Origin of the sequence: Modestobacter sp. VKM Ac-2983 (genome assembly GCF_026967885.1) — a bacterium.
GTDB lineage: Bacteria > Actinomycetota > Actinomycetes > Mycobacteriales > Geodermatophilaceae > Modestobacter.
The window spans coordinates 898,779-918,319 of sequence record NZ_JAPVBK010000001.1; the positions used below are offsets into that span (position 1 = coordinate 898,779).

General features: G+C 73.9%; 21 protein-coding genes. 11 read left to right on the top strand and 10 right to left on the bottom strand.

Going from position 1 to position 19,541, the window contains the following annotated elements; all coding sequences use genetic code 11:
* Positions 1 to 90: 90 nt before the first annotated feature.
* Together O2W18_RS04255 and O2W18_RS04260 are read left to right on the top strand one after the other, a co-directional pair.
* Entirely contained in the window at positions 91 to 1,701 is a 1,611-nt protein-coding gene (locus O2W18_RS04255; protein ID WP_269186314.1) for an ATP-binding protein, read from the top strand.
* Positions 1,698 to 2,417, top strand: coding sequence for a response regulator (locus O2W18_RS04260; RefSeq protein WP_269186315.1), 720 nt, complete (start codon positions 1,698 to 1,700; stop codon positions 2,415 to 2,417). Before O2W18_RS04255 ends, O2W18_RS04260 begins: the two co-directional genes overlap by 4 nt.
* Before the next feature lie 27 nt (positions 2,418 to 2,444).
* Here the strand turns inward: O2W18_RS04260 and O2W18_RS04265 are convergent, their stop codons facing one another.
* Together O2W18_RS04265 and O2W18_RS04270 are read right to left on the bottom strand one after the other, a co-directional pair.
* Positions 2,445 to 4,022: an MDR family MFS transporter gene (locus tag O2W18_RS04265; protein ID WP_269186316.1), complete on the bottom strand. Its 1,578-nt coding sequence runs from the start codon at positions 4,020 to 4,022 to the stop codon at positions 2,445 to 2,447.
* A gap of 40 nt (positions 4,023 to 4,062) precedes the next feature.
* Positions 4,063 to 4,665: an acyl-CoA-like ligand-binding transcription factor gene (locus O2W18_RS04270; protein WP_269186317.1), complete on the bottom strand. Its 603-nt coding sequence runs from the start codon at positions 4,663 to 4,665 to the stop codon at positions 4,063 to 4,065.
* A 47-nt stretch (positions 4,666 to 4,712) separates the two neighbouring features.
* Between O2W18_RS04270 and O2W18_RS04275 the strand changes: the two genes are divergently transcribed.
* Complete coding sequence (locus O2W18_RS04275; protein WP_269186733.1) at positions 4,713 to 5,390, top strand: DUF6518 family protein; 678 nt, start codon at positions 4,713 to 4,715, stop codon at positions 5,388 to 5,390.
* Between the two features lie 4 nt (positions 5,391 to 5,394).
* The gene (locus O2W18_RS04280; RefSeq protein WP_269186318.1) at positions 5,395 to 5,892 is read left to right on the top strand and encodes an AAA family ATPase; all 498 of its coding nucleotides are present in this window, start codon (positions 5,395 to 5,397) and stop codon (positions 5,890 to 5,892) included.
* 5 nt (positions 5,893 to 5,897) lie between these two features.
* Here the strand turns inward: O2W18_RS04280 and O2W18_RS04285 are convergent, their stop codons facing one another.
* Positions 5,898 to 6,443 (bottom strand): DUF1003 domain-containing protein, encoded by a 546-nt coding sequence (locus O2W18_RS04285; RefSeq protein WP_052091390.1) that lies wholly within the window; start codon positions 6,441 to 6,443, stop codon positions 5,898 to 5,900.
* Positions 6,436 to 7,674 (bottom strand): magnesium transporter MgtE N-terminal domain-containing protein, encoded by a 1,239-nt coding sequence (locus O2W18_RS04290; RefSeq protein WP_036337575.1) that lies wholly within the window; start codon positions 7,672 to 7,674, stop codon positions 6,436 to 6,438. Before O2W18_RS04290 ends, O2W18_RS04285 begins: the two co-directional genes overlap by 8 nt.
* Positions 7,675 to 7,768: 94 nt before the next feature.
* Between O2W18_RS04290 and O2W18_RS04295 the strand changes: the two genes are divergently transcribed.
* Positions 7,769 to 8,650, top strand: coding sequence for a PhzF family phenazine biosynthesis protein (locus tag O2W18_RS04295; protein WP_269186319.1), 882 nt, complete (start codon positions 7,769 to 7,771; stop codon positions 8,648 to 8,650).
* Complete coding sequence (locus O2W18_RS04300) at positions 8,647 to 9,612, top strand: DMT family transporter (RefSeq protein WP_269186320.1); 966 nt, start codon at positions 8,647 to 8,649, stop codon at positions 9,610 to 9,612. The genes O2W18_RS04295 and O2W18_RS04300 overlap by 4 nt, the downstream gene beginning before the upstream one ends.
* Positions 9,613 to 9,732: 120 nt before the next feature.
* Here O2W18_RS04300 and O2W18_RS04305 read toward each other — a convergent pair whose 3' ends face one another.
* Positions 9,733 to 10,248 carry a GNAT family N-acetyltransferase gene (locus tag O2W18_RS04305; protein WP_269186321.1) on the bottom strand — a complete coding sequence of 172 codons (516 nt, stop codon included), beginning with the start codon at positions 10,246 to 10,248 and terminating at the stop codon, positions 9,733 to 9,735.
* Between the two features lie 214 nt (positions 10,249 to 10,462).
* Between O2W18_RS04305 and O2W18_RS04310 the strand changes: the two genes are divergently transcribed.
* Positions 10,463 to 11,413, top strand: coding sequence for an HpcH/HpaI aldolase/citrate lyase family protein (locus O2W18_RS04310; protein WP_269186322.1), 951 nt, complete (start codon positions 10,463 to 10,465; stop codon positions 11,411 to 11,413).
* Between the two features lie 34 nt (positions 11,414 to 11,447).
* On the opposite strand, the gene O2W18_RS04315 is transcribed toward O2W18_RS04310, so the two are convergent.
* The gene (locus tag O2W18_RS04315) at positions 11,448 to 11,858 is read right to left on the bottom strand and encodes a DUF4190 domain-containing protein (protein WP_269186323.1); all 411 of its coding nucleotides are present in this window, start codon (positions 11,856 to 11,858) and stop codon (positions 11,448 to 11,450) included.
* Positions 11,859 to 11,874: 16 nt separating this feature from the next.
* Positions 11,875 to 12,573, bottom strand: coding sequence for a hypothetical protein (locus tag O2W18_RS04320; protein ID WP_269186324.1), 699 nt, complete (start codon positions 12,571 to 12,573; stop codon positions 11,875 to 11,877).
* A gap of 110 nt (positions 12,574 to 12,683) precedes the next feature.
* Between O2W18_RS04320 and O2W18_RS04325 the strand changes: the two genes are divergently transcribed.
* The 3 genes from O2W18_RS04325 to O2W18_RS04335 all read left to right on the top strand — a co-directional run bounded on the left by O2W18_RS04325 (position 12,684) and on the right by O2W18_RS04335 (position 15,217).
* Positions 12,684 to 13,880: an acyl-CoA dehydrogenase family protein gene (locus tag O2W18_RS04325; RefSeq protein ID WP_269186325.1), complete on the top strand. Its 1,197-nt coding sequence runs from the start codon at positions 12,684 to 12,686 to the stop codon at positions 13,878 to 13,880.
* A gap of 79 nt (positions 13,881 to 13,959) precedes the next feature.
* Complete coding sequence (locus tag O2W18_RS04330) at positions 13,960 to 14,898, top strand: quinone oxidoreductase family protein (RefSeq protein ID WP_269186326.1); 939 nt, start codon at positions 13,960 to 13,962, stop codon at positions 14,896 to 14,898.
* A gap of 19 nt (positions 14,899 to 14,917) precedes the next feature.
* Positions 14,918 to 15,217, top strand: a complete 300-nt coding sequence (locus tag O2W18_RS04335; RefSeq protein WP_269186327.1) for a hypothetical protein — start codon at positions 14,918 to 14,920, stop codon at positions 15,215 to 15,217.
* Here the strand turns inward: O2W18_RS04335 and O2W18_RS04340 are convergent.
* Positions 15,206 to 15,877, bottom strand: coding sequence for a DNA alkylation repair protein (locus O2W18_RS04340; RefSeq protein WP_269186328.1), 672 nt, complete (start codon positions 15,875 to 15,877; stop codon positions 15,206 to 15,208). The two genes, O2W18_RS04335 and O2W18_RS04340, sit on opposite strands and share 12 nt — an antisense overlap.
* Before the next feature lie 99 nt (positions 15,878 to 15,976).
* Between O2W18_RS04340 and O2W18_RS04345 the strand changes: the two genes are divergently transcribed.
* A complete protein-coding gene (locus tag O2W18_RS04345) occupies positions 15,977 to 17,515 on the top strand; it encodes an acetolactate synthase large subunit (protein ID WP_269186329.1) in 1,539 nt (512 codons plus the stop codon).
* 12 nt (positions 17,516 to 17,527) lie between these two features.
* Here the strand turns inward: O2W18_RS04345 and O2W18_RS04350 are convergent, their stop codons facing one another.
* A complete protein-coding gene (locus O2W18_RS04350; RefSeq protein ID WP_269186330.1) occupies positions 17,528 to 18,985 on the bottom strand; it encodes a sodium/glutamate symporter in 1,458 nt (485 codons plus the stop codon).
* A 121-nt stretch (positions 18,986 to 19,106) separates the two neighbouring features.
* A partial coding sequence (locus tag O2W18_RS04355) for an LGFP repeat-containing protein (RefSeq protein ID WP_442929121.1) occupies positions 19,107 to 19,541 on the bottom strand: 435 nt, incomplete at its 5' end.

Genomic DNA, 19,541 nt, shown 5'->3' on the forward strand with positions numbered 1-19,541 from the left:
GCTGCGCGGTGGGAACGTCGCGGTCGTACTGGTTGTTTCGGTCTTTGTGGTCTGTGCCACATCCGACCGGGTGGGCGGCACACTGGGGACGTGCCCCGCCGGACCATGCCCCGCCGGACGATGCCCCTCGGTGTGCAGCTGCTCCTGCTGCAGGTCGGCATCGTGCTGGTCGTGGTCGTCGCCGCCGGCGCGGTGGCCGTGCAGCTGCAGTACCAGCAGATCCGCGACGCGTACCGCCAGCAGGTGCTCACCGTGGCCAGCAGCACCGCGCGGCTGCCCAGCGTCGTGCAGGCCTACGGCGAGCCGGACCCGAGCGCGACGCTGCAGCCGCTGGCCGAGCTGATCCGCGAGGCGTCCGGGGTCACCTTCGTCGTGGTCACCGATGCCGAGGGGGTCCGGTACTCCCACCCCGACCGCACCCGGATCGGGCAGCGGGTCTCCACCGATCCGGGCCCCACGCTCGCCGGTGAGGTCTTCGTCGGCACCGAGCAGGGCACCCTGGGGGAGTCGCTGCGGGCCAAGGTGCCGGTGCGGGATGACTCCGGCCGGGTGATCGGGGCTGCGTCGGTCGGGATCCTCGAGACCGAGCTGGCCGCCGAGTTCCGGCGGGACGCGCCGGCGCTGGTCGCCTGGCTGGGCGGTGCGGCGCTGCTGGGCTCCCTCGGTGCGGTGCTCGTCGTCCGGCTGGTCCGCCGCCGGATCTTCGGGCTGGAGCCGGAGGAGATCGCGCGGCTGCTGGAGACCCGTGAGGCGATGGTGCACGGCATCCGCGAGGGCCTGGTCGCCGTCGACGACCGCGGTCGGGTCGTCCTGGTCAACGACGAGGCGTCGCGGCTGCTCGACCTGGCCGACGACGTCGTGGGCCGCCCCGCCGCCGAGGTCCTGGACGCAGCGATGCTCCCGCTGGTCGCCGGCGACCGCCCGGTGACCGACGAACTCGTGCTGTCCGGGGAGCGGCTGCTGGTGGCGAACCGGACCCCGGCGGTCGTCGGCGGCCGCCGGGTCGCCGAGGTGCTCACCCTCCGCGACCGCACCGAGCTGGCCGGCGCCCTGCGGGAGCTGGACGGCCAGCGCAACCTGACCAACACCCTGCGCGCCCAGGCCCACGAGTTCAGCAACAAGCTGCACGTGATCCAGGGGCTGATCGAACTGGGCCGGGAGTCCGACGCGGTGGCTTTCATCGACCGGGCCGGTGGTGGTCAGTTGCTCGACGGCCGGTCGCTGGCCGAGGTGGCCGACCCGGCGGTGACCGCGCTCGTGCTCGCCAAGGCGGCGGTGGCCCACGAGCGCGGCATCGAGCTGTCGCTCGTCCCGGGCTCGTCCCTGGGGTCCGGCAGCGGGGACGACGTGGTGACCGTGCTCGGCAACCTGCTGGACAACGCGATGGACGCCACCGGGACCGGCGGGACGGTGACGGTCTTCCTCGGGCCGGACCCGGACGGCGGGCTCGTCGTGCGGGTGGACGACGACGGGCCGGGAGTGGCCGAGGAGGACCGGGCCCGGGTCTTCGATGTGGGCGTCACGACCAAGCGGGCGGCCGCCGCCGACCACGGCCGTGGCATCGGCCTCGCGCTGGTGGCCCGGATCGCGGCCCGCCGCGGGGGCTCGGCCACGGTCAGCTCCGCACCCCTGGGCGGCGCCCGCGTCGAGGTGCGCCTCGGGGCTCCCGCCCCGGCGATGGCCGAGGTCACGACGCCGTGACCGGTGAGCGGACGGTGCGGGTGCTGGTGGTGGACGACGACTTCGCGGTCGCGGCGGTGCACCGCGGCTACGTGGAGTCCGTGCCCGGCCTGGAGGTGGTGGGGGAGGTGCACCGCGGGGTCGAGGCGCTGGAGGCCGTCCAGGTCCTCGCCCCGGACCTGGTGCTGCTGGACATCCACCTGCCGGACCTCTCCGGGGTCGAGGTGCTGCGGCGACTCCGGTCGCTGTCCGGCCCCCAGCCCGACGTCATCGTCATCACCGCCGCACGGGAGGTGGAGACGGTCCGGGCGGCGATGACCACCGGTGTCGTCGACTACCTGGTCAAGCCCTTCTCCCTCGGCGCGTTCCGGGAGCGGCTGGAGGCCTACCGGGTGCACCGGGTGGAGCTGCTGCGCCGCACGGCCGAGCCCGGGCGGGGCCTGCAGCAGAGCGACGTCGACCGGCTCTTCTCCACCCGGCGGCGGGTCAACGAACGGCCCCCGGCCGCCCCGCTGCCCAAGGGCCTGTCCCCCCGGACGTTGGAGTTCGTCGCCCGGACGCTCGCCAGCAGCCCCGCGGAGGACCTGTCGGCCGGCGAGGTCGGTCAGCGCTGCGGCCTCGCGCGGGTGAGCGCCCGGCGGTACCTGGAACACCTGGAGCGGTCCGGGCTGGCCGCCGTCCGACCCCGGTACGGGGCCGCAGGACGCCCGGAGAACGGGTACCGCTGGACCGGCTGACCGGAGCGCGGCGGCCGCCCGGACCGGTCAGTGCGCCAGCGGCAGCTGGGCCTGCTCCTCGGCCAGCCGCTCCGCACCGCTGGTGGTCTTCAGCGGCTTCTCCTTGATGAAGAGCACCACCAGCAGGGCCAGCGCGGCCAGCGGGGTGGCGATCAGGAACAGCTCGGCGGTGGCGTTGCCGTAGGCGTCCTGCACCACCCGGGCGACCTCCGGCGGCAGGGCCGAGACGTCGGGGACGGTGGTCTCGCCGCCGTCCGTACCGCCGCCCAGCACGGCCAGGTCCCCGGCCACCCGGCTGGCCAGAACCGCGCCCAGCACGCTGACCCCGATCGTGCCGCCGAGGCTGCGGAAGAACGACAGCACCGAGGTGGCCGAGCCGAGCTCCCGGGCGGGCACGTCGTTCTGCGCGGCCAGGACCAGGTTCTGCATCAGCAGGCCGACGCCGACGCCGAGCACGACCATGAAGGCGCCGAGCAGCCAGATCGAGGTCTGCGCGTCGATGGTGGCCAGCAGGCCGAAGCCGACGGTCATCAGCACGCCGCCGGCGACCAGGAACCGCTTCCAGGTGCCGGTCTTGGTGATCAGCGCGCCGGCGACGGTGGAGGAGACCAGCAGGCCACCGATCATCGGCAGCGAGAGCAGCCCGGCCTCGGTGGGGGAGTAGCCCAGCGAGATCTGGAAGTACTGGGACAGGAAGACGGTGCCGCCGAACATCGCGATGCCGACCAGCGCGCTGGCGACCACGGTGAGCGTCACGGTGCGGTTGCGGAAGATGCCGAGCGGGATGACCGGCTCGGCCACCCGCGACTCGACGAAGAGCGCCAGGGCGAGCAGCACTGCGGCGCCACCGACCATCAGCGCGGTCGTGCTGGAGAGCCAGTCGAAGTCGTTGCCGGCCAGGGTCACCCAGATCAGCAGGGTGCTCACCCCGGCGGTGATCAGCAGCGCGCCCAGCCAGTCGATCCGGACGTCGTCGCGCGTGACCTGCTTGAGCTTCAGCGTCTTCTGCAGCAGCACGATCGCGGCCAGGGCGAACGGCACGCCCATGAAGAAGCACCAGCGCCAGCCGAGCCACGCGGTGTCCACGATGACGCCGCCGATCAGCGGCCCGGCGACGGTGGCGACGGCGAACACGGCGCCGAAGATGCCGGCGTACCGGCCCAGCTCGCGCGGCGGGATCATCGCCGCCATCACGATCTGCACCAGCGCGGTGAGGCCGCCGGCGCCGATGCCCTGGACCACCCGGGCCACGATCAGCATCGTGGTGTCCTGGGAGAACCCGGCCAGCAGCGACCCGGCGACGAAGAGGGTCAGCGAGAGCTGAACCAGCAGCTTCTGGCTCACCAGGTCGGCGAGCTTCCCCCACAGCGGCACCGAGGCCGTCATCGCGAGCAGCTCGGCGGTGACCACCCAGGTGTAGATCGACTGGCTGCCCTCGAGGTCGGCGATGATCACCGGCAGGGCGTTGGAGACGACGGTCGCGGCCAGGATGGACACGAAGATGCCCACCATCAGGCCGGACAGCGCCTGGAGTACCTCCCGTCGGCTCATCCTGGCCTCGGTGCTGGCCGCGCCGGCCGGGTCGGTCTCCGTGGTGGCGGACATGGTGCTCCTGTCGATGGTGCGGATCGGTGGTTTCCGGGGGTCAGTGCGTGGGCTCGGGCAGGCCGGCGGCCAGTGCGTCCAGCGCCTCGTCGAGCAGGGTGGTGAGCGGGACGGCGCCGCGCTGGGCGTGCCAGCGGGAGAAGGTCACCCGGACGGCGGCGGACAGCACCGCGGCGAGGAGGCCGGGGTAGAGGTCGGTCTCCGCGGTCTGGCCGGTCCGCTCGGCGATCGCCACCGCGACCTCCCGCTCGTCGGCCGCACCGATCTCCACCAGCCGGGGGAGCAGCGAGGGGTTGCCGGCGACGACGGTGATCCGGTCGCGCAGCGCCGCGGCGTCGGCCTCGAGCTCGGTGAGGTCCGCGTGCAGGGCGGCGCGGGCGGCGGCGAGCACGCCGCTGCCGGCCGGCTGGGCACGCAGCCGGGCGGAGAGCCGCGGCTGGTCGGTGCCGCCGGGGAACAGCAGCGCCTCTTCCTTGGCGGAGAAGTGGTTGAAGAACGTCCGGTAGGAGACGTCGGCCGCCGCCGCGACGGCCTCCACGGTGACGTTCTCCCAGCCGAGCTCGATCGCCAGCCGGAGGGTGGCCGCGGCCAGCGCGGCCCGGGTGTCGGCCTTCTTCCGCTCACGCAGCCCTCGCTCGGTCATGCGCTCAGGATGCGCCGCTCGCTGCACGGTGTGCAAGCTTGCTCGCTGTGCAGCTGATCACCACCGTGCGGCGCGGCGGACAGAGCTGGGCGGACGGCGGCGGCACGATCGGTGCCGTGACGGCGACGATCGAGGCACCGGCCCGCCGGCGGGCGCCCCTGGTGCTGGCCCTGCTCGCCGGGCTGCTGACCGGCGCCGCGGCGAAGGCGGGCGACGAGTCGGGCTGGCGGTGGGCCGCCGACCTGGGCAGCTACCCCGCCGCCTGGGTGCTGGTGGTCGCGCTGATCGGCTGGTCGGCGCCCTCGCCGGCGGCGGCCGCCCTCCGCGCCGGGGTGTTCTTCGCGGCGATGACCGTCGCCTACTACGCGTGGGCCGCGCTGGTCCTGGACTTCGGCTGGTCCGTCCGGCTGCTGGTCGCCTGGCTGGTCCTCTCCGCCACCGCGGTGCCGGCCACCGCCGTGGCGGCGCACGTGGCGACCCGGGGCTCGGGGTGGCTGCCAGGAGCCCTGCTGGCGATGGCCGCCGGCATCACCCTGGGCGGTGGTGCGCTGGCCGACGCCGGTGTCCACCCGGTGCAGGCGGTGGCCGACGTCGTCGTCGCACTGGTGCTCGTCGTCGTCCTGGCCCGTGACCTGCGCACCCGGCTGTGGGCCGCGGCGCTGACGCTCCCGCTCACCGGGGTGGCCGCGGTGCTCCTCGGTCTGCTGCGCGACCTGCTGGGCTGAGCGGGTGCTCATCGTGCTGGGCGGCCTGCCCGGGGTCGGGAAGACGACGGTCGCCCGATCGGTGGCCGGCGCGCTGGGCGCGGCCCACCTGCGGGTCGACGCCTTCGAGGTCGCCCTGCTCCGGCAGGGCCTGGTGCCCACCCCGGCCGAGGTCGGCGCGCACGGCTACGACCTGGCGCTGGCCGCCGCCGACACCTGCCTGACCGCCGGCACCGACGTGCTGGTCGACGCGGTCTTCGACGTCGCCGCCGCCCGCCGGCCGTTCCGGGACCTGGCGATCCGGCACGGGATCCCGGTGCACTGGGTGCGGCTGATCTGCACCGACCGGGCCGAGCACCGGCGCCGGGTCGAGGAGCGTCCCGCCGACCTCCCCGGCCACGTCCTCCCGACCTGGGAGCAGGTGCGGGCCCGGCGGGTCGACCAGTGGCACGACCGGCACACCGTCGTCGACACCGCCGGCGGCGACCCGGTCGTCGCCACGCTCGCCGCGGTCCGCGGCTGAGGCCCTCAGCCGACGGGGTCGGCGGCCGCCTCGCGGCGCTTCTTGTTCTTCTTCTTGCGCTCGGCGGCCTCGTCGTCCGGGTCCTCGGGCACCAGTCGGTTGAGCTCGCCGCGGATGAAGTCGCGGGTGGCCAGCTCGCCGACCGACACCCGCAGCGAGGCCAGCTCCCGGGCCAGGTACTCGGTGTCGGCGCGGGTCTGCGCCGCGCGGTTGCGGTCCTCCTCGGCCTGGATCCGGTCGCGGTCGGCCTGCCGGTTCTGCGCGAGCAGGATCAGCGGTGCGGCGTAGGCGGCCTGGGTGGAGAAGGCCAGGTTCAGCAGGATGAACGGGTAGGGGTCCCAGCGCAGGTCGACCGCGACGACGTTCAGCGCGATCCAGACGATCACGAGGATCGTCTGCACCGCGAGGAACCGGCCGGTGCCCAGGAACCGGGCGATCCCCTCGGCGAACCGGCCGACCGCGTCGGGGTCCAGTCGCAGGAAGCTGCCGATCCCCCGGGCGGTGCGGGGCTGGTCCAGCCGCAGGTCGGCGCGGCGTTCGGCCTCAGCCACGGCGGGACCTCTCGCGCCAGTCCTCGGGCAGCAGGTGGTCCAGGACGTCATCGACGCTCACCGCACCGACCAGCCGGCCCTGCGGGTCGACCACCGGCGCCGCGACCAGGTTGTAGGTCGCGAAGTAGCGGGTGACCTCGGTCAGCGGGGTCTCCGGCCGCAGCGGCTCCAGGTCGTCCAGCACCCCGCTGACCAGCCCGGACGGCGGTTCGCGCAGCAGCCGCTGGATGTGCGCCAGCCCCAGGTACCGCCCGGTCGGCGTGGCCGAGGGCGGCCGGCAGACGTACACCTGGCTGGCCAGCGCCGGGGAGAGCTCGGGGGTGCGGACCCGGGCCAGCGCCTCGGCGATCGTCGCGTCGGGGGCGAGGATCACCGGCTCGCTGGTCATCATCCCGCCGGCGGTGTCCTCGGAGTACTTCAGCAGCTGGCGCACCGGCTCGGCCTCGTCCGGCTCCATCAGCTCGAGCAGCCGGTCCCGGTCCAGCGTGGAGAGCTCGGCCAGCAGGTCGGCGGCGTCGTCGGGGTCCATCTCCTCCAGGACGTCGGCGGCCCGCCGTTCCTTCAGGGTGCCCAGGATGGTGATCTGGTCGGCCTCGGGCAGCTCGCCGAGCACGTCGGCGAGCCGGGGGTCGTCCATCGCCTCGGCGACCTCGTGCCGCCGCTTGATCGGCAGCTCCTGCAGCGCGTGCGCCGCGTCGGCGGCGTTGAGCTCGCGGTAGGTGGCGATCAGCGTCTCCGCGCTCTGCCCGGTCTCGGGCAGGGCGAGCCCGCTGACCTCGTCCCACGCCAGCTGGTGCAGCTGCCCGCGGCGGCCCAGCCGGCCCGGCTCCTGGACGGCGAGGCGGGAGACGACCCAGTCACCGGTCCGGGTCTGCTCGATCGCGGCGTCGACGACGGCAGCCGGCCGGTCGGACTCCTGGATGGTCACGCGCCGGTCCAGCAGCTCGCCCAGCACCAGGGTCTCCCCGGCCCGCTGCTCGAAGCGCTTGAGGTTCACCGTGCCCGAGGACAGCCGCACCGAGGCGGAGTCCACGCCGGTCACCCGGCCCATCGGGCAGAAGATCCGGCGCCGCGGCACCACCTCGACGATGAGACCCAGCACCCGCGGCGCGGCAGTGCCCACCCGCAGCGCGATCAGCACGTCGCGGACCTTGCCGACCCGGTCGCCGTTGGGGTCGAAGACGGTCAACCCGGCCACCCGGGACACGTACGCCCTCGTCACCGTCGTCACTGGCCCCTCCTCGATGCTGCGTAGGTCCGGGGACCAGTGGCCGGCGGTGACCTCGGGAACTCGGCCACCGGAGCGGAAGGCTACCGTCGCCGTCGTGGCGGCTCCGGGACCCGATCGACTCAGCTACGAGGTCGTGGACGTGTTCGCGCCCCGGCCCTATGCCGGCAACCCGCTGGCGGTGGTGTTCGACGCCGACGAGCTGACCACCGAGCAGTGCCAGGCGCTGGCCTTCGAGTTCCACCTCTCGGAGACCTCGTTCCTCTGTGCCCCCACCACCTCCGACGCCGACTACCGGGTGCGGATCTTCACGCCGTTCGCCGAGCTGCCCTTCGCCGGGCACCCGAGCGTCGGGGCCGCGCACACGCTGGTCCGCACCGGTCGGCTGCCCGCCGGGCGGGTGCGCCAGGAGTGCGGCGTCGGCGTCCTCGGCCTGACCGTGGACGACGCGGGGGCGACCCTCGGCGGTGGCCGGCCGACCCTCGAGCCGGGTCCGGACCCCGCCGTCCTGGCGGCCGCGCTGGGGCTGTCGGCCGCGGACCTGGCCGACTCCCCGGTGCACGTGGCCGGCTGTGGCCTGCCCTTCGCGTACCTGGCCGTGCAGCCGGGCGCGGTCGACCGGGCGCGCCCGGACCAGGGCGCGCTGGACCTGCTCGGCGTGGGGGAGGGCGTCTCGGTGCTCAGCTGGGACGGCGCCACGGCCACCGCGTACGCCCGGGTGTTCGCCGGCGACCTGCGCTGGGGCGAGGACCCGGCCACCGGTTCGGCGGCGCTGGGCACGGGGGTCTGGCTGGCCGCGACCGGCCTGGTGCCGGCGGACGGGACGACGGAGTACACGATCCGGCAGGGCGAGCGGCTCGGCCGGCCGTCCGTGCTGTCCTGCACGGTCACCGCCGCCGGCGGCCGGGCCACCGCGGCCACCGTCGCGGGCACCGTGCTGCCGATCGCCAGCGGCACGATCCGGGTCCCGGCGCGGTGACCGATCCCGCCGCCCCGCCCCGGTCCCCGGCGCGCGGGGCGGGCGCCGCCGCGCCGTCGGTGTCGCCCTGGGCGGTGCACCGGCCGGGCGGCCGGGAGGTGGGGCTGATGGCGGTCGCCGTCATCGGGGTGTCGTTCTCCGGCCCGCTCACCGCGATGGTGGCCACCTCGTTCCTGGCGATCGCCTTCTGGCGCAACGCCGCCGGTGCGGTCCTGCTGCTGCCGGTGTTGCTGCACGAGCGCGCGACGCTGACCGGCCTGCGACCCCGGCAGCTGGTCAGTTCCGTCGTCGCCGGGCTGTTCCTGGCCGCCCACTTCGCCGCCTGGCTGCCCAGCCTCTCGATGACGACGGTCGCCGCCTCGACCGCGCTGGTGACCACGACGCCGATCTGGACGGCGCTGGCCGCCCGCGTCTCCGGCGTCCACCTGCCCCGGCAGGTGTGGTGGGGGCTGGCGCTGGCGGTGTTGGGTGCCGCGCTGATCGCCGGGGTCGACGTCACCGTGTCCTGGACGGCGCTGGCCGGTGACGGGCTCGCGCTGCTGGGGGCGATCTGCGCCGGTGGCTACATGCTCGCCGGGGCCCGGGCGCGGGAGCGGTTGACCACCTCGGCCTACGCCGTCGTCTGCTACTCGACGTGTGCGGTGGTCCTCGCCCTCGCCGCACTGGTCGTCGGGGTGCCGCTGGCCGGGTTCAGCGCGCGGGACTGGTGGCTGATCGCGGCGATCACCGTCTGCGCGCAGCTGTTCGGGCACACGCTGTTGAACCTGGTGCTCTCCTCGGTGGGCCCGACGGTGGTGGGGCTGGCGGTGCTGCTGGAGGTGCCGGGCGCGCTGCTGGTCGCGCTGGTGCTGCTGCAGCAGGTCCCGCCGCTGCTCGCGCTGCCCGGGATGATCGCCGTGGTGATCGGGGTGGCGTTGGTGATCCGGGGCGGGCGCCCGACCCCGGAGGCCGATCCGGTCTGATCCGGGACGGGGCGACGTTGATCATCGGCGAACGGCTGCTCGGCACGCCGATGGCGGCCGCCGTTCGACGATGATCACGCGGGGGCCGGGTCGTTCAGCGGACTCAAGGCGATCGAGCTGTCAGTCGTGCAGCAGGACGAGGCCCGGGCGCCCGTTCGGCGCATCCGGACCGTGGCCGATCCGGCGCCAGCCGCGTCGTTCGTAGAGAGCCAGTGCAGGCGTGGGCTCGTCGCGGGTCATGAGCCACGCACGCTCCCCGGTCTCGGCCAGCAGTGTGTCCAGCAGCGCCCCGCCGAGCCCCTGCCGACGGCGGCTCGGGTCGACGACCAGCAGGCAGACCGCGAAGCTGCCCTCCAGCAGGTCCGCCGCCACCTCGAGGCGTGCCCGGAGCTGGCGTCCCCACGGGTCGGACTGCTCGGGCCAGTGCCACGGGTGGCCGTAGCCGAACCCGACCAGTCGCCCGTCCGCGCGCAGCGAGGTGGTGAGCAGGTCCGGTCGGGGGAGGAGTGCGCCGTACAGGGCCGCGAAGACTGCGGCGACCTCAGGTGGCTCACCCAGCGGTGCGCCCCGGGACGCGTCTCGGTACAGCTGCTCGACCTCTGCCGCCGCCGGTGCCCCGTCGCGTCCTCGTGTCACCGAGGGGTCTGGACCCACGGAACGACCGTAGCCGTCCGCGTGGCTCCGCCGCTGTCGACCATCGGCGAACGGCTGCTCGACACGCCGATGGCGGCCGCCGTTCGACGATGATCACGCGCGGGCCGAGGAGTCGCGGAGGAGCGTCGCTACTCTCCGGTAACCAACGTCGACCAGCGGGGTTGTCCACCCACCCCGCCACCCCAGCGGAGGCACCGTGGCCGAGCTCCGATCCCGTCGTTCCAACCTCGCCGTCCCGGGCAGCAACCCCCGGTTCCTGGAGAAGGCCAAGAGCCTCCCGGCCGACCAGGTCTTCCTCGACCTCGAGGACGCCTGCGCCCCGCTGGCCAAGCCCGGGGCGCGGAAGAACATCGTCGCCGCGCTCAACGAGGGCGGCTGGGGGAGCAAGATCCGCACCGTCCGGGTCAACGACTGGACGACGGAGTGGACCTACCGCGACGTCGTCGAGGTCGTCGAGGGCGCCGGCGCCGAACTCGACTGCCTCATGCTGCCGAAGGTCGCCGACGCCGCCCAGGTGAAGGCGCTGGACCTGCTGCTCACCCAGATCGAGAAGAGCAACGGGCTCGAGGTCGGCCGGATCGGCATCGAGGCGCAGATCGAGACGGCGCAGGGCCTGATCAACGTCAACGACATCGCCTTCGCCAGCGACCGGATCGAGACGATCATCTTCGGCCCGGCCGACTTCATGGCCAGCATCAACATGAAGTCGCTGGTGGTCGGCGCCCTGCACCCCGACTACCCGGGCGACCCGTTCCACCACATCCTGATGACGATCCTGATGGCCGCCCGCGCCCGCGGCGTGCAGGCCATCGACGGCCCGTTCCTGCAGGTCCGCGACGTGCCGGCGTTCGAGGAGGTGGCCAAGCGCTCGGCCGTGCTCGGCTTCGACGGCAAGTGGGTGCTGCACCCCGGCCAGATCGACGCGGCCAACGAGATCTACGCGCCGTCGCAGGAGGACTTCGACCACGCCGAGCTGATCCTCGACGCCTACGAGTGGGCCACCTCGGAGGCCGGCGGCGCGAAGGGTTCGGCGATGTTGGGCGACGAGATGATCGACGAGGCCAGCCGGAAGATGGCGCTGGTGATCGCCGGCAAGGGGCGCGCGGCCGGGATGTCCCGCACCTCGAGCTTCACCCCGCCGGAGTAGCAGGACCCCGTCCCGCGGAGGACGGAGCCCTCGCTCAGGGGGCGAACGTGCCCTCGCTGATCGAGGCGAGCAGGCCGATCCAGACGAGCAGTCCGGTCGCCATCAGGGTCGTGCCGAGGCCGCCGACGATCACGGCGGCCAGCGCCAGGCCGTCGCCCTGCTCGCCGCTCCGCCGGATCTGGCCGCGGGCCAGCAGGCCGAGCACCAGGCCGACGGGGGCGAAGACGAACGCGGCGATCAGGGCGACGATCGCCAGCTGGTTGGTCGGCCGCCGCCATCCCGGCCAGTACCCGACCGGCCCGTAGGGCGGCGGTCCGTACCCGGGTGGCCCGAAGGGCGGCGGCCCGTACCCCGGCGGCCCGGTGGGGGCGCCGGGGGGCGGGGCGTCGTGCGGCGGCGCGGCGTAGCCGGGCGGGTCCCCGCGGTAGAAGTCGTCCTGGCTCACCGCGTCAGTGTGCCGGTCAGGCCCCGACCGCCTCGGCAGGCAACGCGGCGATGCGGGTGGCGATCGACCGGCCGGCGGCGGCCGTGGTCTCGGGGTCGTCCCCGATCAGCACCGAGAGCACCTGGCCTCGCGCCTGGGCGAGGACGACCTGGGTGGTGCCGTCGCCGAGGCGGTACTGGAAGACCACGCTGTTGGCGGCCAGGCCCTCCGCGCTCGGGCCCGGCTCGAAGGTGTACTCCTCGACCGGGCAGCGGGCGAACGCCTCGACCAGCTCCTGGACGGCGCTCGTCGCGGCGGCCGGGGTCGCGTAGGCGATCGCCTCCGACGACAGCTGCGCGGTGCCCTCGGCGTCCAGCCCCACCACCGGCTGCTTCGCCGTCCGCTGCGACTCGGAGGCGAAGGTGTACCCGCAGATGCCGTCGAGGCTCGGGTTCCCCGCCAGGTCGGCGCCCGAGGGGACCGGGTTGGCCTGCACCGACCAGCCCTCGGGCAGGTCGGCTGCCCGCAGGGCGGTGGCCACGATCGCCTCGGCCGGGTCCTGTGCGGCGGCGGGCTCGGCTGCCGCCGCCGCCTCGGCGGCCGCCCCGGCCGGGGCGGGCTCGGCGGTGCCCGGGCTGGCCGCCGCACCGTCGGCGGGCTCCTCGGCTGCCCCGCACCCGGCCAGCGCCAGCAGGGCTGCGGCGGCGGGGACGAGGAGTCGGTGGCGGGGCGTCACCACAGCGACGGTAACCGCATCAGCTGGGCGGCCGGGACGCCGGAGAGCCGCCCCGGACGTGCCCCATACTCGCCGGTAACCGAGACACCGTCGTCCCGAGGAGTGTGCGCATGACCCGCCTGGCCCAGACCGCGGACCTGACCGACGTCCAGATCGAGATCCTGTCGACGGTCCGCAGCTTCGTGGACAAGGAGATCATCCCCAAGGCCCAGGAGCTGGAGCACGGGGACGTCTACCCGACGGAGATCGTCGAAGGGCTGGCGGAGATGGGCATCTTCGGGCTCACCATCCCCGAGGAGTTCGGTGGACTGGGGGAGTCGCTGCTGACCTACGCCCTGGTCGCCGAGGAGATCGCCCGCGGCTGGATGAGCGTCTCCGGCGTCATCAACACGCACTTCATCGTGGCGCACCTGATCACCCAGCACGGCACCCCGGAACAGCAGGCCGAGTACCTGCCGCGGATGGCCACCGGCGACCTGCGGGGCGCGTTCTCGATGTCTGAGCCGGAGCTGGGCAGCGACGTCGCGGCGATCCGGACGAAGGCCACCCGGGACGGCGACGAGTACGTCATCAGCGGCTCGAAGATGTGGCTGACCAACGGGGAGAACGCCACCCTGGTCGCCTTCCTGGTCAAGACCGACGAGGGCGGCGACTCGCCCTACAAGAACATGACCACGTTTCTGGTGGAGAAGACCCCGGGCCTGGGTGAGCGGCTGCCCGGTTTCTCCATCCCCGGGCGCATCGACAAGATGGGCTACAAGGGGATCGACACCACCGACGCCAGCTTCGACGGCTTCCGGATCGGCGCGGACAAGGTCCTCGGCGGGCAGCCCGGGCGCGGTTTCTACCAGATGATGGACGGCGTCGAGGTCGGCCGGGTGAACGTCGCCGCCCGGGGCTGCGGGGTCGCGATCCGGGCCTTCGAGCTGGCCATCGAGTACGCCCAGCAGCGGGAGACCTTCGGCAAGCCGATCGCCCAGCACCAGGCCATCGCCTTCAAGCTCGCCGAGATGGCCACCAAGGTCGAGGCGGCCCACACGATGATGGTGCGCGCGGCCCGGCTGAAGGACTCCGGCGCCCGCTTCGACGTCGAGGCCGGCATGGCCAAGCTGCTGGCCAGCGAGTTCGCCAGCGAGGTCACCCAGGACTCGTTCCGCATCCACGGCGGCTACGGCTACTCCAAGGAGTACGAGATCGAGCGGCTGATGCGCGAGGCGCCGTTCCTGCTGATCGGTGAGGGCACCAGCGAGATCCAGAAGACGATCATCAGCCGCGGCCTCCTCAAGGAGTACGCCAGCAAGCGCTGACCCCATCAGGGGCCAAAGTCGCGACTTTGGCCCCCCGGGCGTGTGGAACAGCGGGGCGGGTGGGCGCCTTGCACCTCCCATGAGAGCTGCAGGAGTGACGGAGTTCGGTGGTCCGGAGGCCCTGCGCCTGATCGACGTGCCGCAGGAGCCGCTGGGCCCGGGGCAGGTGCGCGTGCGGGTGACGGCCGCGGCGGTCAACCCGACCGACACCTACGCGCGCAACGGCACCTACGCCCAGCGTGACCCGGTGAAGGAGTTCCCCTACGTGCCCGGCATGGACGTCGCCGGGGTGCTGGACGAGATCGGGGACGGCGCGGACACCGACATCCACGTCGGTGAGCACGTGATGGGCATCGTCGTCCCGACCGGTGCCCACGGCGGCTACCGCGAGGACGTCGTGCTGCCCGCCGGCTCGATCGCCCGCGCCCCCGACGGTGTCGGCGACGCCGCGGCGGCGACGCTGCCGATGAACGGCCTGACCGCCCGGCTCGCGCTGGACCGGATGGCGCTGCAGCCGGGCCAGGTGCTCGCGGTGACCGGCGCGGCCGGGGCGTTCGGTGGTTACGTCGTCCAGCTGGCCAAGAGCGAGGGGCTGACCGTCGTGGCCGACGCCAAGCCCGAGGACGAGCAGCTGGTGCGCGACCTGGGTGCCGACGTCGTGGTCCGGCGGGGGGACGACGTCGCGGCGCGGATCCGCGAGGAGTTCCCCGACGGCGTCGACGGGCTGGCCGATGGCTCGGTGCAGGACGCCGCCGTGCTGCCCGCGGTGAAGGACGGCGGGGCCGTCGCGACGGTCCGCGGATACCGCGGCGACGGGCAGCGCGACCTGCGGGTGTTCCCGGTGATGGTGCGCGACTACGCCGAGGAGCAGGCCGAGCTCGACCGGTTGCGCGAGCTGGTGGAGAAGGGCGTGATCACCCTCCGGGTGGCGCAGACCTTCCCGGCGGCGAAGGCCGCGGAGGCGCACCGCCGGCTCGAGGCCGGTGGCGTGCGGGGACGTCTGGTCCTCACCTTCTGACAGCGGTAGACACGCCGGCATGAGACGTCGGCGGCGCAGGGGTTCGTGGGGCTCGCTGTGGTCGAAGGGCTCGGTGCTGTCGATCGGCTCGACCGGGTCGGTGCTGTCCATCGGCAGCGTCGGTTCGGTGCTGTCGATCGGCAGCATCGGCTCGTCGTGCTCGCTGTTCAGCATCGGGTCGAGCACGTCGATCGGGTCGGTCGCGTCCTGGCTGTCGATCGGCTCGGTGCTGTCGGCGCAGTCCCGGGGGTCGCTGATGTCGTGGCGGTCGGCGGGCGCCGGCACGGGGGAGTGCGGCTGCTGCGGGTCAGCCGGCTGAGCTGCCCAGGTGCTTGGCCGCCTCCCGGCGGGAGAGCGGGCTGAGCTCGTGCTCGGCGAGGAACCGGCGCACCCAGTCGGGGTCGGTCTTGGTGTGCTCGCGCAGCGCCCAGCCGATCGCCTTGCGGACGAAGAACTCCGGGTCCTCGGCGTTGACCTCGATCACCTCGGCGAGCAGCGCGGTGTCGGTGCGCTCCTTGGCTCCGAGCTGCGCGATGACCGCGCTGCGCCGCAGCCAGCGGTCCGGGCTCCGCGCCCAGCCCTGGAGCACCGGCCTCAGCTGCGCGGGGTGGGCGAGCAGCAGGTCGCGGACCCGGGGCTGGACCCCGTCGACCAGGTCCCACCACGCGCCCGTGGTGACCATCTCCTCGTACAGGGGCAGCATCCGCAGGTCACCGCGGGCCACCGGAAGGCCGGTGAGCGCGATGGCGGCGTGCCGCTCCTCGCGGGCGGACGCCTCCCGCCACAGCTGACCGGCTGCCCGTTCGACGTCGGCCGGGTGCGTCGCCGCGGCGGCCCGGACGATCCGGCGGACCTCGGGCAGCCGCACCCCGAGGCAGGGCTCCGCCGTCTTCAGGTAGGCCTGCATGCCGCGACCCCGCTCGGGGTCGGCCGCAGCCCGCAGCGCGGCGCGCACCTCCGGGACCAGGTCAGCGGCCATGTCGGCGATCCTGCCGCAGTCGGATCGCCCAGCGGGAGCCCCCGTGCGAGGCTGCCGTGGAGGTCGCCCGCCGGAGTGCGGCCCTGGTCGGGAGGTCCCGTGAACGGCGCGCAGGCAGTCATCCGCACCCTGGTCGAGGGCGGGGTGGACGTCTGCTTCGCCAACCCCGGCACCTCGGAGATGCACTTCGTCGCGGCGCTGGACGACGTCCCGGAGATGCGGGCGGTGCTCACCCTGTTCGAGGGCGTCGCGACCGGCGCCGCTGACGGGTACGCCCGGATGACCGGCTCGCCGGCGGCCACCCTGCTGCACCTGGGGCCGGGGCTGGGCAACGGGATCGCCAACCTGCACAACGCACGCCGGGCCCGGACACCGCTGGTCAACGTCGTCGGCGACCACGCGCTGACACACAAGCGGCTGGACGCGCCCTTGGAGTCCGACATCGACGCGCTGGCCGGCACGGTGTCGGGGTGGGTGCGCCGGTCGCTGGCGACCAGCGAGGTGGGTGCGGACACCGCCGACGCGATCGCCGCCGCCGCCCGCGGTCAGGTGGCCAGCCTGGTGCTGCCGGCCGACGTCTCCTGGAGCGAGGGCGCACGGGTGGCCGCCGTCCCGGCGCGGCGCCCGGCCCCGCAGGTGCCGGCCTCCGTGGTCGAGGAGGTGGCCGGCGTGCTCGGCGGTTCGACGATGCTCTTCCTCGGCGGCGACGCGGTGCTCGAGCCCGGCCTGCGGGCCGCTGCTCAGGTCGCTGCGGGCACCGGTACCCGGCTGCTGTCCCAGCGATCGCCCGCGCGGATGCAGCGCGGGGCCGGGCTGCCCGACGTCCTCAAGCTGCCCTACGCGCCGGACAGCGCCCGGAAGCAGCTGGACGGCGTGCAGCACCTGGTGCTGGTCGGCGCCGCCGAGCCGGTGGCGTTCTTCGGCTACCCCGGCATGGACGGCCGGCTGGTGCCCGAGGGCTGCACCGTGCACGTGCTCGCCGAGCCCGGGGAGGACGGTGTCGCGGCGCTCCAGGCGCTGGCCGAGCTGGTCGCACCGGACGCCGTCCCGGAGCTGGCCGAGGCCCGCCGCCCGGACCTGCCGACCGGGGAGCTGGACACCAAGGCCTTCGCCGCGGTGGTGGGCGCGTTGCTGCCGGAGCGGGCGATCGTCGTCGACGAGGCGCTGACCAGCGGCCACTTCCTGCCCGCGGCGACCGTCGGCGCGCCGGCGCACGACTGGCTGACCCTCACCGGTGGGGCGATCGGGCAGGGCATGCCGGTGGCCGTCGGTGCCGCGGTGGCCTGCCCGGACCGGCCGGTGGTGTCGCTGCAGGCCGACGGCAGTGCGATGTACACGATCCAGGCGCTGTGGACCCAGGCGCGCGAGGGCCTCGACGTCACCACCGTCATCTGCGACAACAGCGCCTACGCGATCCTGGCCGGCGAGCTGGAGAGCGTGGGGGCGGCCGGCGGGGGAGAGCGCGCCGGGAAGCTGCTGGACCTCGGCGGGCCGGCGCTGGACTTCGTCGCACTGGCCACCGGGATGGGCGTGCCGGCCACCCGGGCGAGGACGGCGGAGGAGCTGGCCGAGCAGTTCCGTGCCGCGCTGGCCGAGCCCGGGCCGCACCTGATCGACGCCGTCCTCCCGCGCGGCTGACCCGCCGCCGGGTCAGGGGCCGCCGTCGGGTGAGCTGTCCGCGACCCGGGCCTCCTCCTCGGCCGGTGAGCGACGGCCGAAGTAGAAGATGCCGATCCCCAGCGACACGGCCAGCAGGACGGCCATGAAGACCAGCAGCGGGATCGGGCCGAACTGGGCGATCAGCGGCAGCGCCGCCGCGGTGACCAGGCCGCCGCCGAAGAACGGCTCGAACGCCAGCTGTTTGTAGCCGAAGGCCTCCATCGCCGGGGTCGCGGCGTTGGGGTCGGCGACCCGGATCAGGATCAAGCCGGTGGCGGTGACGCCGAGGGACTGCCCGAGGTCGCCGATGCCGCGTTCGAACCAGAACCGCGGGATCATCCGGCGGGCCAGGAAGACGAAGACCCCGACGTTCCAGGCCAGTCCGGCGATCGCCAGCAGCAGGAACGTCACCCAGTTGTCGGCGATCGCCTGGATGGACAGCGTGGCCAGCGCGCTGATGATCAGCAGGTCCAGCGCGATGCCCTGGATCCGCAGCATCATCTGCCGGTCGACGATGCCGGTCGCGTCGAACCGATCGACCAGCTTCTGCACCAGGACGCCGCCGATCATGGCCAGCGGGAACAGCGGCACGTACTCGAAGAGCTCGACGCTGTCGGCCCACAGCAGCTGCTCCAGCGCCTGCAGCCCCTCCAGCAGGGCGAGCCCGACCAGGATGGCCACGGCGACGATGGCGAAGTGGATGGCCAGCGGCTCGACCGAGGCGGTGCGCACCGTCAGCATCGCGGCCGGCTTCTGCTCCTCCCGCTCGTAGAGCCCGCGCTGCTCGGCCAGCGAGGTCTTCGCGTCGCTCTCCAGCACCTCGGCGCGGCCGGTGTGCACCCCCCAGTTGATCAGCGCGATGCCGACGACGACGCCGGCGACGACGCCCACCGTGGCCAGGCCGAGCGCCAGGTCCTGTCCCTGCGGGAAGCCGAGCTCGGCGAAGGTGTCGCCCAGCCCCGCCGCGGTGCCGTGGCCGCCCTCGAAGCCGACCTCGATGAGCGCGCCGACCATCGGGTCCTGGCCGAGGAACGGCACCAGCAGGAGGACGGCGAGCAGGAGCCCGATCACGTACTGGCCGGACGCCATGGTGACGCCGAGGGCCAGCTGCGGGCCGGCCAGTGCGGCGGCCTCCTTCACCTTGGGGATGCGCTCGCCGAGGAACAGCGTCGCGAAGACCACCGAGATGAGCAGTCCGGGCAGCGACGCCCAGACGTCGAGGAACTCCTCCGGCCACAGGCCGCCGGTCAGCGGGGCGTCCGGCCCACCGATCGCCTCGGCGATCGAGCCGACCACCTCCGGGCCGATCAGCAGGGCCAGGAAGCCACCGATGATCGAGCTGGGGAGGAAGAGCTTCTGGGCGATCCGCGACCTGATCCGGATGAGCTTGGCGACCAGGAGCAGGACGCCCAGCACCAGCAGGCTGAGCCCGATGACGTCGGCGGACACGGTGCCTCCCACGGGTGGGTCCGTGTCGGGGACCGGTCACGCCGGGTGGTCCCTGACGGGTGCGTACACCCTGGCGGCTCGCGTGCCCACGGACAACCCCCGGTCGGCGAGGCGGGCCGGGTCAGTCCGTCAACAGCACCTCCGTGCCTCCCGTGGCCCGGTCCCACACGATGGACCCGCCCTGGAAGTCGCTGCGGCGCCCGCCCTCGACGTCGTACTCCCCGCTCACCGGGTAGCCCAGCGGGCCCTGTTCCCAGTTCAGCTCGGCCCAGCGGTTCCGGATGGCGCCGTAGACCTCGTGGGCTCCGGTGTCGGAGGTCCAGTAGATCGAGCCGCCGCCGCTGCCGTCGAAGTGGTTGTAGCGGCCGACACCGTCGGCGGTGGGGCTCTCGCCGGTCACCGGGTAGCCCAGCGGGCCTTGTTCCCAGTTCAGCTCGGCCCAGCGGTTCCGGATGGCGCCGTAGACCTCGTGGGCTCCCGTGTCGGAGGTCCAGTAGATCGAGCCGCCGCCGCTGCCGTCGAAGTGGTTGTAGCGGCCGACACCGTCGGCGGTGGG